This is a genomic window from Peribacillus sp. NPDC096622 (assembly GCF_044762665.1).
GTDB classification, from domain to species: domain Bacteria; phylum Bacillota; class Bacilli; order Bacillales; family DSM-1321; genus Peribacillus; species Peribacillus frigoritolerans_B.
The window spans coordinates 497,838-512,716 of the sequence record NZ_JBIWES010000001.1 but is presented as its reverse complement, the minus strand read 5'-3'; the positions used below and the strand labels follow the sequence as shown (position 1 = coordinate 512,716).

Genomic DNA, 14,879 nt, shown 5'->3' with positions numbered 1-14,879 from the left:
AACGAGCTTTTTATATATCATTTTCTTTTATCAGTTCGTACGCACGACCATTACATCACAGTTAGAATGGCGAACGATGCCTTCCGACACGCTCCCGATAAGGAAACGTTCGACTGCGTTAAGGCCCGTTGCACCGCATACAATTAAATCGATCGAATGCTTTTTCGCTAAATCCCTTGGAATTTGAACTTTGGGAGAACCATAGGCAACTTCTGTTTGGACCTTTACAATCCCGGATGCAATGGCTTCCGTTTTATACTTGTCCAATAGCTCATTGGCAAAGGTTTCAGAGTGATCACGGATAGTCATATCATAAGCTTCGACAGTAGGGAAATTCCTTGTATCCACGATATGCGTGAGCACAAGGGTAGCGTCACTGAGTTTTGCTAAATAGATTGCCTTTTTTAGAGCCCACTCTGCTTCTTCCGAACCATCCACTGCTACAAGAATATTTTTATAATCTATACTATTCAAGTGAATCTCCTCCTTCTATTTCATTCCTATTATACAATGATTTACCTAATCTAACTGATTTCAATTGTAACAAATTAGCGAATGTTTTTGCCAATGATCTGGAAATCGACAAATGAAACAATATGATTCCAACTTCATTATGATGTAATGAATCATGGCAGGAAGTAACACTTGAGTTTTTTTCTATGAGTGTTTCAAGAATCGTAAACTGCATTATCTTTATACGTGCTTTTGTATGCATTGATCTATTTCATTTATATTTTTTACATCAATTTTGTACATGCTTCAATCAGTTTAATGAGTAAATCAGCACTACTGCTTCCATTTGTTCTTTTACTATTTTTTCAATGGATTTCATGGAAATATACCGATAAGGAAAATAAAAGAAAAATCAAAAATAGATTTATGCTCATATCAAGGCTTTTCTCTTCTATATTTATTTTGCTTTTAGGTTAGGGGTAAATGAATATGAATCAAGGTTCACCACTGAAAGATGGTTAAATGATGATGAAGGAAGAGTGTACCTGGTAGATGACTTAATCAATGAACATGAATTGATAGGCAAGACAAAAGAAGAAGTGATCACGCATTTAGGGTCACCAACAGAAACGGAATATTTATGGTTTATTATCTCGGTGCCGAGAGGGAATCATAAGAATAGATAGTGAATGGCTGGTCATTTGGGTTGACGGCAGTGATCTAGCAATGAAGTATGAACTTCGAACCAATTAGTTAATATGTTGAATAAATACCCCCACCTTAAATGAAGGCTGGGGTATCCGGGTTTCGTTATATTAAATGGTTAATTCATTATCACTTTATGATTTGCAGGCTCTTCGGGAATTTGGTCAAAACCTCACAGCCGGTATCGGTGATCAGTAGATCATCTTCAATCCTGACGCCTGCAACATTCGGAACATATATGCCAGGTTCGATGGTATAAACCATTCCGGATTGAAGTTCGAGGGAATTCGTTTCAGTCAAGGATGGATACTCATGGACGCTGATTCCAAGTCCGTGGCCGAGCCTGTGCGGGAAGAATTCACCGTATCCTTTATTCCTGATGATGTTTCTGGCAGTCAAGTCTATCTCGGAACAGGATACACCAGGTTTACTGGCTGCAACGGCAGCTTCTTGTGCTTTAAGTACAGTTTCATATATTTCTGCCTGTTTATCATTGATGTCTCCGTAAGCAACCGTTCTAGTGATATCAGAGCAATACCCTTCATGAACGACGCCCAGGTCAAAGAGGACAAGGTCGCCGCGCTGAACTTTCGTATTCCCTGGTGTGCCATGCGGAGAAGCGCCATTTTTACCAGTCAGGACCATGGTGGAAAAAGACATTTGGCTGACTCCGGCCTTTTTCAATTCGTATTCTATCGCTGCAAGGATTTCCATTTCCGTTTTACCTTCATGAATTTCGCTGACACCCACTTCAATCGCAAAGTCGGCTAGGCGGCATGCTTCACGGATTTTGACCATTTCATCTTCCGACTTGATCATTCGCATCCTTTGAAGTTTTTCTTCTGCTGAAACGAGCTTCGGTGCTCCGAAGTGTTGTTGGACCTTTTCATAACGTTCCACATTCATATGCTCTTTTTCAATGGCCATTGTATGAATGGTTAAACCGCGATCCTCGACTGCTTTCTTAACTTTTTCCCAAGGATCTTGAATGTCGGTGTAACCGATGATATCTCCATCCCATCCAGCCTGTTTAGCATCCGGAACTTCCATCTGCGGGCAGACAAGGAATGGTTCGGCATTTGCAAAAATGGCAAGTGCCAGCAGTCTTTCATGAGGATCACTAAAAAACCCGCTCAAATAGAAAATGCTCTCTGTAGATGTAAGTAAAGCGGCTTCAGCCTCATTCGCCTGTAGCCAATTTTGTAGTTCTGTCAAACGTTCATTCATGACGATACCTCCATTAATAAGATATAATTACCTTAGCAATATTTAAAAGTATAGTAAATGGGAAAGGCCTAAGAAAGCTACTTAAATAAAATTAGTGGGTATGGGAAGGGAGCATCAAAAATGAAAGTATCTTTTCATGGACATGCAGTTGTAAAAGTTGAAACGAATGGTAAAACGATTTTAATCGATCCATTCATTACTGGAAACGAATTGACCGATTTGAAGGTCGAAGATGTGAAACCGGATGTGATCATCTTAACACATGGCCATAATGACCACGTCGGTGATACGGTTGAATTGGCCAAAAGGCATGATGCGCTTGTCATCGGCATTGCAGAGATTGCCGACTACCTGGGTGCCCAAGGAGTCAGGACCCATGGGATGAGCATCGGCGGAGCTTTCGAGTTCGACTTTGGAAAAGTGAAACTGACGCCAGCGTTCCATGGAACGGGATTCAATAACGGAGAGGGGCAAATCATTTATTTAGGAATGCCTGCTGGCGTATTGCTTACGATAGAAGGGAAAACGATCTATCATGCAGGGGATACAGCGGTATTTTCCGATATGAAACTGATAGGCGAACGACATCCGATTGACTTGGCATTCTTGCCAATCGGCGACAATTACACCATGGGCCCGGAAGATGCAGCACTTGCAGCGAAATTCCTTCAAGCCAAACAAGTCGTGCCGATTCATTACAATACTTTCCCTGTCATTAAACAGGATCCTGAAAAATTCATCGACTTGCTTGAAGATGGAAATGGACTGATCATGGAAGCCGGGGATGAAATAGACTTTTAAAAGGAACGGAAGCCTGCATGGCTTCCGTTTTTTATGTGGATTGAGGGGGGGGAGCCGACCGAAATGAAAGATTTCCCTGCAGTATTGCCTTTAACAAATGATTCCGGCAATAGGAAAGTAAAGTCACGTTCAGCAGCCAAGTCTTTTTTCCTTTTACAGGCATAAAATGAATAGATGAAAAAAGGGGGGATTGGATGAAACAGAGGTTATTACTGTGTTTGCTTTTATGCGGTGTGATGCTGTATTATGCCGTGCCGCGTTTGTCGTTGGAAAGTGGCGGTCTGGAGAGTCTGTTTGCCGGATCCTGGCTGTTGTTTGCATTGTTGGCGGTAGCTGGAAACTTGACGGGCATATTATATTCTCCTAAGAAACAAAAGGTAAAACGCCAGCTGGAATACAAAAGGTTGCGCCAATACTAGTAGTTGTTTGATAAACTGGGCTCTTTGACCTTATAATGGAGAATAGGAATACCGTGAAAAGGGTGAAGCGCTTGGCTACAAAGCATGAACAAATATTAAAACATATCGATGGGCTCCCTGTCGGCGAGAAGATTTCCGTCCGTCAAATTGCGAAGGCATTGAATGTTAGTGAAGGTACAGCATACCGGGCAATTAAAGAGGCGGAGAATCAGGGATACGTGAGCTCGATTGAGCGGGTAGGCACGATCCGTATAGAGAAAAAGAAAAAAGAGAATATTGAAAAGCTCACTTTCGCAGAGGTAGTCAATATTGTTGACGGACAAGTTCTTGGCGGGAAAACGGGACTTCATAAGACATTAAATAAATTCGTCATCGGGGCGATGAAGCTGGATGCCATGATGAGATATACAGGGGCAGGAAACCTGCTGATCGTCGGGAACCGTACACAGGCCCATGAGCACGCGTTAAAAGCGGGTGCAGCGGTACTGATCACCGGGGGATTCGATACCGAAGAGCCCGTTAAAAGGTTAGCCGATGAATTGGAGATGCCAGTGATCTCAACGAGTTACGATACGTTTACCGTCGCAACGATGATCAATCGGGCTATTTATGACCAATTGATCAAAAAGGAAATCTTGCTGGTGGAGGATATTTTGACACCCGTACAGGAAACGACCTTTTTGACCGTGGGTGACCGGGTTCAGACCTGGCATGAACTGAATCAGGAATCAGGGCATAGCCGTTTCCCTGTTGTCGATGACAATATGAAGGTTCAAGGAATGGTCACATCAAAAGATATCATCGGACAGGAAGAGATGACCCTCATTGATAAGGTGATGACGAAAAACCCGATGACCGTAGGCGACAAAATGAGTGTGGCATCTTCTGCACATATGATGGTTTGGGAAGGGATTGAGTTAATCCCGGTCGTGAATGACAGTCATATCCTAAAGGGAATCGTGAGCAGGCAGGATGTGCTGAAGGCATTGCAAATGAGTCAAAGGCAGCCCCAGGTCGGCGAAACGATCGACGATACGATCACCAGCCAGCTTGTGATGACTTCGAATCGTGGCAAGGGCGAGGAAGTGTATAACTATGGCGTCACCCCACAGATGACCAATTACCTTGGTACCATTTCAAGCGGTGTGTTCACGACATTGGTCACCGACTCGGCAAATCGTGCACTTCGAAGCTATAAGCGCGGTGACTTGGTCGTGGAAAACATGACGATCTACTTCATCAAGCCAGTCCAAATCGACAGTACGCTTGAAATCCATCCGCGTGTCCTTGATGTAGGACGTAAATTCGGAAAAGTCGATGTCGAGGTGTTTAACCAAGGCAAACTTGTCGGCAAGGCGATGTTGACTTGCCAATTGCTGGACCGATCATGAAAAATAAAAAGGATAATCGAAATTCGATTATCCTTTTTGATTTGCAGCTTCTTCGATTGCATGCGGCAAATAAAATTTATACATTTTATAGCCGCCCCAAATACTGAATATGCCAACGAAAATGAAAACGGCGGCAATGATATAAGTGATGGTCGTGTGGAATAGAAAAAGCTGATTGATTCCGAATAGTGCGACAAACGCACCAAGGGCAATGGAAGACTTCCCTGAAATCCACTTTTTCTCCATCGGCATTTTGGTTCGGACCGATTTGAGTTTATAAAACAGATAGACCCCTAGTGAAAGAACGATCAAGGTGACAAGAATAGGCATCGTTTGAAATTCCCCCAATTTAACATATGTACCTTTTTATTGTAGCGGGAAATGAAAGAGAATGCCACAGTAAACAAGATGAGTCTTCCTATTTCCGCAATTTTTTGATTAAATGAAATATATCATCTTTATAAGGCTCGATAATACATATGTTAAGGGGAGATCTATATGAAAGCTGAAATATTAGCAGATATAAAGCGTTATGATACTATCATTCTGCATCGTCATGTCCGTCCAGATCCGGACGCTTATGGTTCACAGGGGGGATTGGCGGAAATCCTGAAAGCATCTTTCCCCGAAAAGCGAATTTATACGGTCGGGAAAGAGGAACCGTCATTGAATTACTTAAGAAGGCTCGATGTGATTTTGGATGAAACATATCAAGGTGCTTTGGTCATCGTTTGTGATACCGCAAATACGGACCGGATTTGTGATGCACGGTACACGACGGGGGATAAGCTGATTAAGATCGATCATCACCCTAATGAAGATCCATATGGGGATATGCGTTGGGTCGATACATCGGCAAGTTCCACAAGTGAAATGATTTACGAGTTTTACCAGTTCGGTAAAGAACAGGGCTTGAAGATGAGTGATGAAGCGGCACGCCTCCTATATGCAGGCATTGTTGGCGATACAGGTCGTTTCCTATTCCAAAGCACGACTGAAAAGACATTTGCCTATGCCAGTGAATTGATTCACTATTCGTTCTCCCGCCCGCAGTTATATCAGGAGATGTATGACGTCGAGGAAAGCATAGTCCGGTTGAATGGATATGTGCTGCAGCATTTTGAAATCCTTCCATATGGAACGGGGAAAATGATCATCACGAAAGATATACTTGAAAAATTCCATGCTTCTGCATCCGAGGCATCTCAGCTCGTTTCCTCGCTCGGTTCGATTAAAAATGTTAAGTCATGGGTCTTTTTCATTGAAGAAGAACAAGAAATCAGAGTCCGTTTCCGTTCTAAAGGACCAATCATCAATACGATTGCCCGTAAATATAACGGAGGAGGCCACCCGTTTGCAGCAGGGGCTTCGATCTATTCTTGGGATGAAGTGGATAATATCCTTGCCGACATGGAAGAGTTGAATAAAGCGGAAGCTGAATGAAAAAAACTTAAAGACCAAATCGCAAATGATTTGGTCTTTAAATTTGGTGGGTATTCACACATTAAGTTCAACATTCACGAAGTAGTCCTTTTTAGTTTGATTTCTATATTCATTTTCGTATAAAACATGATTTCAACGACTTCAAGTCGATAGCGCTTTTTATTGATGGTCACGATCTTATTTTCTATGGATTTTTTCAAAAGCACCTTTCCGTCATAGACACTGGCGACATCTTTGGCGAGAAGAGAGGATAGGTCGTCCTCAATCACATCCTCCGCTTCTGCAATGCTCAGCTGGTCCAGACTGTATTTTTCATTCGTGATCGTTACTTCCACTTCCTGAATCGTCAGGATTTCCTCGTTTTTCTCGTTCAATTTTTTATAATCCTGCTCCCAAATTGCGATTTTTCCGTTTAAATCCTTGATCTCTTCTCTTTGTTCGTGAAGGGTTCGGATCTGCTTCTCCTGCTGGACACCATGCATATAAAAGAAAATCACCCAGCTGATCAATCCGCCAAGTGCGGCTCCTGCAAAAAAGCGCTGCCAGGTTGGAGACCGGTGATAGGGAGGGATCCTCATGGTGAAATATGCTCCTGCGTGAACCAGTTTATGATCAGTGCCCCTGTCTGTGCCCCTCCAAGTGCAGATAGTATCAATAGGACCTGCTTGACTATATCCTTCGTTTCCCCGTGGAAAATACCGCGTTCGAAATTATAGACCATATCAAAAGTACCCCCGATCGCAGCGACAATCGCCCAAATACGAAGGCTGTCCGACAGTCGGAATACAGTTGTCATCGGGGCTTGTCCAGTAAAAAAAGCGGCGAGGCCCCCGATTATAGAGCCGCCAAGCAATACGCCAAGCGATATGAAAAAGCTGTTGAGGAAGGCTGGAACAAAGGCTTCATTCATATATCATCATCCTTTTTTGCTTGATATTCTTCTATTCCATTTATATGGGATGTTCAGAGGTAATATGATAGTCGCAGGAAATCAGGACGTTAAATTGTATTGGTAATGAGAACATATTTTCTTTTTTTGAAATAAACACTATAATGAAAAGAAACATGCCTTACAAAGGTGGGAGAAAAAACGTGTATACTCATCTCCATATTCAGAGCGGATACAGCCTGCTGACAAGTACGGTGAAGATCACTGAACTTGTGGCCAAAGCGAAAGCGGACGGCTGTACAAGTCTTGCCTTAACCGATCGAAATGTTATGTACGGTTCGGTCTATTTTTATAAAGAATGCAAGAGACAGGGTATAAAGCCGATCATCGGCATACTTGCGGATGTCCTTGATGAACGGGAAACGCCACATGGACTTCTTTTATTGGCAAAGAGTCTGCAAGGATATCAAAACCTGCTTAAAATAAGCAGTGCCATAAAAACGAAATCCCCGTCAGGCATTCCAATGAATTGGCTTAAAGCCTATTCCCGGGGCTTGATTGCAATCACACCGGGTGCAGAGGGGCAAATAGAAACGCTATTGAGAGAAGAAAATCCTGAAGAAGCCGAACAGGCAGCCGGGCGATTTCTGCAAATTTTTGGTCATGATAACTTTTATGTGTCCATACAGAGACTTTCGATTGCGGATGAGGAAAAAGGTAACGAAGCCATAAGTCAGTTGGCGAGAGATTTAGAGATAAAGATTGTCGCGACGAATCCAGTCTATTATTTGAACGAGAGCGATGCACTCGCTCATGAAGTTTTATTGGCAATTGGAAATGGCGACAAGCTTGCGGATGAGACGCATACGGTTCTTGAATCCGATCAATTTTATTTGAAAAGCCGGGCTCAGATGGCAGAACTATTCCATGACAGACCGGATGCACTCGAAAATACACTGCATATTGCCGCGCAATGCAATCTGGAAATTCCATTTCATCGTTCACTGCTGCCTAAGTACCCTACTGAAGATGGAGCCACAGCCGAGGAAATGCTCGAGGCCATCTGTTTCCAAGGGCTGAAGAAAAGAGTGCCGGAGCCATCCATTCAATATGAAGAACGCCTGCGATATGAATTGGATATCATCACCAAGATGAAATTCAGCGATTACTTTTTAATCGTTTGGGACTTCATGAAATTCGCTAAGGACCATCAAATCCTGACTGGTCCTGGAAGGGGATCGGCCGCTGGATCGATGGTCGCTTATGTGCTGTCGATCACGGATGTCGATCCAATCGAACATTTCTTGCTGTTCGAGCGTTTCCTGAATCCGGAACGTGTCTCGATGCCGGATATCGACATTGACTTTCCGGATAACCGCCGTGAAGAAGTGATTGCCTATGTCGCGAAGAAGTACGGGGAACTTCATGTAGCACAGATCATTACTTTCGGAACATTGGCTGCCAAGGCTGCGATAAGGGACACAGGACGTGTTTTCGGCCTGAATTCAAAGGAACAGGAAGCGGTATCGAAAATGATTCCAGGCCGTCTGGGCATCACGCTTCCCGAGGCTTTCAAGGAATCGAAAAGGCTCAGGGAATTCGTTAATGAGAGTGACCTGAATCAAAAACTTTTTCAAACCGCGTTATTGCTTGAAGGGCTGCCTCGCCATGCTTCGACACATGCCGCCGGCGTCGTCATCAGTGACCAGGCACTGACCGAGCATATCCCGATTCAGGGAGGGCATGACGGCATCCATCTGACTCAATATCCAATGGACCTTCTCGAAGAACTGGGACTTCTTAAAATGGATTTTCTTGGACTCCGCAATTTAACGCTCATTGATAATATTTTAAATAACATCAAAAAGGGAACGGGGAAAAAGCTCGACTTGTCCCATATTCCGATGGATGACCCCGAGACGCTGGCCCTTTTAGGGAGAGGCGAAACAACCGGAGTGTTCCAATTTGAATCGGATGGCATACGAAAGGTATTGATCAAGCTGAAACCGAACCGATTCGAGGATATCGTCGCGGTCAATGCCCTGTATCGTCCAGGTCCGATGGAAAATATACCGCTGTTCATCGAGCGAAAACATGGACTTGCCCCGATTGATTACCTGCACGAGGATTTGAAGGATATCCTCGAGCCTACATACGGGGTCATCGTTTATCAAGAACAAATCATGCAAATCGCCTCCCGCTTAGCCGGGTTTTCATTAGGGGAGGCTGACCTGCTCCGTCGTGCCGTTTCGAAGAAGAAGAAGGATGTTCTGGATCAAGAGCGGCAGCATTTCGTGAGCGGTGCATTGAAACAAGGATACTCCGAAAAAACGGCAGATGAGATTTATTCCTTGATTGTCCGCTTCGCTAACTATGGATTCAACCGAAGCCATGCGGTGGCATATAGTTTCATCGCTTATCAGCTGGGTTACTTGAAAACCCACCATCCGGAATATTTCATGGCAGCACTTCTGACCTCGGTCGTCGGGAATGATGATAAGATTTCGCAATATATCCGTGAAGCAAAAAAGAAAGGGATAGCGGTTCTGCCTCCCTCGATTAACCGGAGCGGTTACCCGTTCTTACCGGAAAAGGAAGGGATCCGTTATAGCCTTGGAGCCATAAAAGGGATAGGCGGGACTGTATTAAAAGATATCTTCGCTGCAAGGCGTCAGAAGAAGTTCGCTGATTTATTCGATTTCTGTTTGCGTGTTTCGGGGAAAATCGTAAATAGGAAAGTGTTGGAGGCACTTGTCCATTCAGGTGCATTTGATGAATTCGGTGAAGACCGGGCAACGTTGTTGGCGAGCTTGGACGTAGCGATCGATCATACGGAATTGGTTAATCCGGATGATGACCTATTCGATATGTTTTCGGATGGCGAGTTTTCACTCAAACCGAAATACAACCGGGTCGAGCCTATCCCAATCGAGCACAAACTCTCATTGGAAAAAAGCGCATTGGGGCTTTATCTATCGAATCATCCGGTGACAAGCTACAGAGAACTTTTTCAGCACTTCGGCTGTTTGACCATAGATGAAGCTACCAATAAAAAGGAATCAAAAGTCTTACTTGGCGCATACATTACGTCGGTTAAAACCATAAGGACAAAAAAGGGCGATGTGATGGCTTTCTTGAGCGTTAGTGATGAAGAGGGGGATATTGAAGCGGTCGTTTTTCCAAATGTTTATAAAAACCACTCTGCTGACTTGAATCATGGACAACTGGTTATGCTGCAAGGGACATTGGAAGAACGGGATGGAAAAACACAGCTCCTGATCAGGAACGTATACCCTCTTGAAAAAGTGAAGCAGATGAAAGAGGAAAAAAACGGGACGATATTCCTGAAAATTGAGGCTGACAAGCAAACGAAGGATACACTGCAAAAAATAAAAAAAATTTTAATGCAGCATAGCGGTGAAACCAAGGTCATGCTTTTTTACGAGAGGGAAAACCGCTATGTACAGCTATCTTATTGGGATTGGGTCAATCCTACAGATAGATTGATGCAGGCATTATTTGACTTGGTCGGAAAAGGGAATGTGGTTTACAAGAAAGAATAACTGTTTTACAACTTTAATAGTTATGTTATATTGAAAACAGGCCGCTGTGGTCTGACCACTAGATTTCAGCATAATTTCTGCATATAAGATATGGGTTACCCAATTTGTTTTAGGAGTGAAACTATGACATTAAGAGAAGAAGCATTACATATGCACCGCTTGAATCAAGGAAAATTAGAAACAGTTTCGAAAGTACCGGTTAGGAATGCAGTAGATTTGAGCCTGGCTTATTCTCCTGGTGTCGCAGAACCGTGTAAAGATATTTATGATAAGCCGGAAACAGTTTATGACTATACAATGAAGGGGAATACTGTTGCCGTCATTTCTGATGGAACGGCTGTTTTGGGACTTGGAAACATCGGTCCGGAAGCTGCTATGCCGGTCATGGAAGGAAAAGCCGTTTTATTTAAAAGTTTCGCCGGAGTGGACGCTTTCCCAATCTGTTTAAAAACCACGGATGTGGACAAAATTGTAGAGACCGTTAAATTACTCGAACCGACTTTCGGTGGAGTGAACTTAGAGGACATAGCCGCACCAAATTGTTTTGAAATTGAAGAACGACTCAAGAAAGAAATGAATATTCCTGTTTTCCATGATGATCAGCACGGTACAGCCATTGTTACTGTTGCGGGCCTTGTGAACGCTTTACGACTTGTGAATAAATCAATGTCAGAAATTAAAGTGGTAGCGAATGGAGCAGGCGCTGCGGGCATTGCCATCATTAAATTGCTTTATAACTATGGAGTTCGCGACATCATCATGTGTGATACGAAGGGTGCCATTTATGAGGGCCGTTCGACAGGTATGAATGATACAAAAGAACAAGTGGCGAAAGTGACCAATCGAAATAAGGTTTCAGGACCTTTGGAATCTGTCATTGAAAACGCTGATGTATTTATAGGTGTTTCTGCCGCAGGTGCATTGACAAAAGAAATGGTTTCTTCGATGAACCGGGATGCGATCATTTTCGCGATGGCTAATCCAGATCCGGAAATCATGCCGGAAGATGCAAAAGCAGCGGGTGCCAAGGTTGTTGGAACTGGCCGTTCGGATTTCCCGAATCAGGTCAATAACGTCCTTGCTTTCCCAGGGATTTTCCGTGGTGCCTTGGATGTACGTGCGACTCATATCAATGAAAAAATGAAGGTTGCTGCAGTACAAGCCATTGCGGGTTTAATACAGGAAGATGAGTTGAACGAAGACTACGTTATCCCAGCTCCATTTGATGCGAGGGTAGCTCCAGCCGTAGCAGCTGCTGTTGCCAAGGCAGCGATGGAAACGGGAGTGGCTAGAATTAATGTGGATCCCGAGGGAATTAAAGAAAAAACAAGGAAATTAGCGATCATTGGAAAAAGTGAGGAATAATTAATTTGGCAGGTCGTACTTCTTCATCCAAAATTTATCTCGATGTCGTTGAGAGCCTACGTAGCATGATTGAAGCGGACAGCCTCCTGCCGGGAGATAAAATCCCATCAGAACGGGAGTTATCGGATCGTTTTAATGTTGGCCGTTCCTCTGTCCGTGAAGCATTGCGAGCCTTAGAGCTATTAGGATTAATAGAAACAAGGCGTGGTGAAGGGACGTTTATCAGGGATTTCCAGGAGCATAGGCTAGTCGAGCTTCTGGGAACCTTTTTTTTGCAAGATAAAAAAGTACAAGAAGATTTGGCTGAGACGAAAAGGCTGATTGAAATTGACTGTTTGCGGATCGTCGCCTTTTTCGCTACGGCTGAGGACATCAAAAGATTGATGGCCTGGGTCAAAGCGGATAAGTTTCATGATGATGATTTCTTCTTAAGAATTGCCATTTTGAATCGCAATCGATTGCTGGAAAGAATTTGGCGCATTGTCAACAGCTATGCTAGAACATCAGAGATGGTACAGGGTAATGTGAAAAAAGAAGATTATCTGGCACTTCTTACATATTTGCTCGAACGTGATGAAGAAAAAGCCATCGAAACGTATCTTATTAGAATTAGAAATATGTCGAAGGACGAGTGACACCTTTTTACACGACACTAATTTTATTTCTGATATAGTTTGTACCAAGTATCATAAAATAGATAATTGGTGGTAAAGGGAGGATTAAGCTTGCTTAAAGAGCTATTTGCGAAGTCTAAGAAGAAATATGCAACGGTTCCTTTAGATCGGGAGAAACAAGATGTACCAGAAGGAATCATGACAAAGTGCACCGGCTGTAAAAAAATCATGTATACAAAAGAATTGGTGAAAAACAAGAAAGTCTGTCTGCATTGCGGGTACCATCATCCGATGTCTTCCCATGAGCGCATCGAATTTTTATTCGACGCAGGCACTTTTAATGAATTTGATAAAGAAATGATTTCCGTTAACCCGCTTGATTTTCCGGATTATCTAGATAAATTGGAAAAAGATAGAAAGAAAGCCAAGATTAATGAGGCGGTTGTCACAGGAGTCGGAAGCATCAATGGGTACCAAGTTTCAACAGCCATCATGGATTCGAATTTCCGGATGGGAAGCATGGGATCCGTTGTTGGCGAAAAAATTACCCGTGCCATTGAACGTGCTGGTGAATTGAAGATTCCGTTCATCATATTTACGGCATCAGGCGGCGCCCGGATGCAGGAGGGTGTTTTAAGCTTGATGCAGATGGCAAAGACAAGTGCAGCACTCAAGATATTCAGCAATGAAGGCGGACTGATCATATCAATGATGACCCATCCTACCACAGGCGGGGTTTCGGCCAGTTTCGCGTCACTTGGCGATATTAATCTAGCCGAACCTGGAGCTCTTATTGGTTTTGCGGGACGAAGAATCATTGAGCAGACGATTCGTGAAGAGCTTCCTGAAGATTTCCAAACGGCTGAATTCTTGTTGAAGCACGGTCAATTGGATGCGGTCGTCAAGCGTACGGAAATGAAGGAAACCTTGACGACGATCCTTAAAATCCATGCCCCGGGCGGTGAGTGGTTATGATTTACGAATTAGAGTTCGAGCGTCCCATTACGGACCTGAGAAATAAAATTAAAGAGCTAAAGGCAATTTCGAAGGATGCTGATGTCGACCTTACAGCAGAAATCGAAACATTGGAAAAGCGTTTAGAGAAGCTGGAAGTGGATATCTACAACCATCTTAAACCGTGGGATCGTGTTCAGATTGCCCGGCATCCAGCCCGTCCGACGACGCTTGATTACATTCCGCTGTTATTCAATGACTTCATCGAGTTTCATGGAGATCGTTATTATGGGGATGATGAAGCGATTGTCTCTGGAATCGCAGAATTTGATGGACTTGCCGTGACAGTCATCGGTCATCAACGCGGGAAGGATACGAAGGAAAACATACGTCGTAACTTTGGCATGCCCCATCCTGAAGGCTATCGAAAAGCTTTGCGTCTGATGAAACAGGCTGAAAAGTTCAACAGGCCGATTATTTGTTTCATTGATACGAAGGGAGCTTTCCCTGGTAAAGCTGCTGAAGAGCGCGGGCAAAGTGAAGCCATTGCGAAAAACCTTTTCGAAATGGCAGGGCTGAAGGTGCCGGTCATCAGTATTGTCATTGGTGAAGGCGGAAGCGGCGGTGCATTGGCGCTTGGCGTCGGAGACCGAATTTTCATGCTTGAAAACTCAACATATTCCGTGATTTCCCCAGAAGGGGCTGCAGCCTTGCTGTGGAAGGATGCCTCTCAGGCTAAGAGGGCTGCGGAAACGATGAAAATCACGGCTCCCGACTTAAACCGCTTAGGAGTCATCGATGAGATCATTCCTGAAGTGAGGGGCGGCGCCCATCGGGATACGAATTCACAGGCAGAAGCCATCAAGGAAATCCTGAAACGTTCATTCAATGAACTGTTGCCATTGAATAGTGATGATCTTATCAACCAGCGTTATATGAAATTCAAGAAAATCGGTGAATATGAATTTGCAAAACAACAACCTGAGGGCGAACCTAAGGAAGTTGAACAGCATTCATAAACACATTTTGCAAAAGGAAAAACGTGCTGCCTGGGG

15 protein-coding genes are annotated in these 14,879 nt (G+C 43.7%); 10 read left to right on the top strand and 5 right to left on the bottom strand.

The features are described 5' to 3' along the window. Positions 1-30: 30 nt before the first annotated feature. Entirely contained in the window at positions 31-465 is a 435-nt protein-coding gene (locus ACIQYG_RS02410; RefSeq protein ID WP_076366253.1) for a universal stress protein, read from the bottom strand. A 527-nt stretch (positions 466-992) separates the two neighbouring features. On the opposite strand from ACIQYG_RS02410, the gene ACIQYG_RS02405 reads away from it, so the two are divergent. Continuing rightward, positions 993-1,139, top strand: a complete 147-nt coding sequence (locus ACIQYG_RS02405) for a hypothetical protein (protein WP_402835311.1) — start codon at positions 993-995, stop codon at positions 1,137-1,139. Positions 1,140-1,287: 148 nt separating this feature from the next. Here the strand turns inward: ACIQYG_RS02405 and ACIQYG_RS02400 are convergent, their stop codons facing one another. Beyond that, positions 1,288-2,385: a M24 family metallopeptidase gene (locus ACIQYG_RS02400; protein ID WP_402835310.1), complete on the bottom strand. Its 1,098-nt coding sequence runs from the start codon at positions 2,383-2,385 to the stop codon at positions 1,288-1,290. A 120-nt stretch (positions 2,386-2,505) separates the two neighbouring features. Between ACIQYG_RS02400 and ACIQYG_RS02395 the strand changes: the two genes are divergently transcribed. The 3 genes from ACIQYG_RS02395 (at position 2,506) to ACIQYG_RS02385 (ending at position 4,996) form a co-directional block, all read left to right on the top strand. Beyond that, the gene (locus tag ACIQYG_RS02395) at positions 2,506-3,186 is read left to right on the top strand and encodes a metal-dependent hydrolase (RefSeq protein ID WP_402835309.1); all 681 of its coding nucleotides are present in this window, start codon (positions 2,506-2,508) and stop codon (positions 3,184-3,186) included. A gap of 194 nt (positions 3,187-3,380) precedes the next feature. After that, a complete protein-coding gene (locus ACIQYG_RS02390; protein ID WP_133349657.1) occupies positions 3,381-3,605 on the top strand; it encodes a hypothetical protein in 225 nt (74 codons plus the stop codon). Positions 3,606-3,676: 71 nt separating this feature from the next. Beyond that, complete coding sequence (locus ACIQYG_RS02385) at positions 3,677-4,996, top strand: DRTGG domain-containing protein (protein ID WP_034311452.1); 1,320 nt, start codon at positions 3,677-3,679, stop codon at positions 4,994-4,996. Positions 4,997-5,023: 27 nt separating this feature from the next. On the opposite strand, the gene ACIQYG_RS02380 is transcribed toward ACIQYG_RS02385, so the two are convergent. Next, a complete protein-coding gene (locus ACIQYG_RS02380; protein WP_402835308.1) occupies positions 5,024-5,326 on the bottom strand; it encodes a YtpI family protein in 303 nt (100 codons plus the stop codon). A 168-nt stretch (positions 5,327-5,494) separates the two neighbouring features. Between ACIQYG_RS02380 and ACIQYG_RS02375 the strand changes: the two genes are divergently transcribed. Then, complete coding sequence (locus tag ACIQYG_RS02375; protein WP_402835307.1) at positions 5,495-6,439, top strand: DHH family phosphoesterase; 945 nt, start codon at positions 5,495-5,497, stop codon at positions 6,437-6,439. Positions 6,440-6,513: 74 nt separating this feature from the next. Here the strand turns inward: ACIQYG_RS02375 and ytrI are convergent, their stop codons facing one another. Both ytrI and ytrH read right to left on the bottom strand, forming a co-directional pair. Further along, positions 6,514-7,017 carry a sporulation membrane protein YtrI gene (gene ytrI / locus ACIQYG_RS02370; RefSeq protein ID WP_402835306.1) on the bottom strand — a complete coding sequence of 168 codons (504 nt, stop codon included), beginning with the start codon at positions 7,015-7,017 and terminating at the stop codon, positions 6,514-6,516. Next, positions 7,014-7,349 carry a sporulation membrane protein YtrH gene (gene ytrH / locus ACIQYG_RS02365; protein ID WP_034309135.1) on the bottom strand — a complete coding sequence of 112 codons (336 nt, stop codon included), beginning with the start codon at positions 7,347-7,349 and terminating at the stop codon, positions 7,014-7,016. The genes ytrI and ytrH overlap by 4 nt, the downstream gene beginning before the upstream one ends. A gap of 182 nt (positions 7,350-7,531) precedes the next feature. On the opposite strand from ytrH, the gene dnaE reads away from it, so the two are divergent. The 5 genes from dnaE to accA all read left to right on the top strand — a co-directional run bounded on the left by dnaE (position 7,532) and on the right by accA (position 14,843). Further along, positions 7,532-10,891 carry a DNA polymerase III subunit alpha gene (dnaE, locus tag ACIQYG_RS02360; protein ID WP_402835305.1) on the top strand — a complete coding sequence of 1,120 codons (3,360 nt, stop codon included), beginning with the start codon at positions 7,532-7,534 and terminating at the stop codon, positions 10,889-10,891. Between the two features lie 123 nt (positions 10,892-11,014). Continuing rightward, complete coding sequence (gene ystJ / locus ACIQYG_RS02355; RefSeq protein ID WP_402835304.1) at positions 11,015-12,256, top strand: NADP-dependent malic enzyme; 1,242 nt, start codon at positions 11,015-11,017, stop codon at positions 12,254-12,256. A gap of 5 nt (positions 12,257-12,261) precedes the next feature. Next, positions 12,262-12,891, top strand: coding sequence for a FadR/GntR family transcriptional regulator (locus ACIQYG_RS02350; protein ID WP_402835303.1), 630 nt, complete (start codon positions 12,262-12,264; stop codon positions 12,889-12,891). A gap of 90 nt (positions 12,892-12,981) precedes the next feature. Further along, a complete protein-coding gene (accD, locus tag ACIQYG_RS02345) occupies positions 12,982-13,845 on the top strand; it encodes an acetyl-CoA carboxylase, carboxyltransferase subunit beta (RefSeq protein WP_402835302.1) in 864 nt (287 codons plus the stop codon). Next, positions 13,842-14,843, top strand: a complete 1,002-nt coding sequence (accA, locus tag ACIQYG_RS02340) for an acetyl-CoA carboxylase carboxyl transferase subunit alpha (RefSeq protein WP_402835301.1) — start codon at positions 13,842-13,844, stop codon at positions 14,841-14,843. The genes accD and accA overlap by 4 nt, the downstream gene beginning before the upstream one ends. Positions 14,844-14,879: the final 36 nt, after the last annotated feature.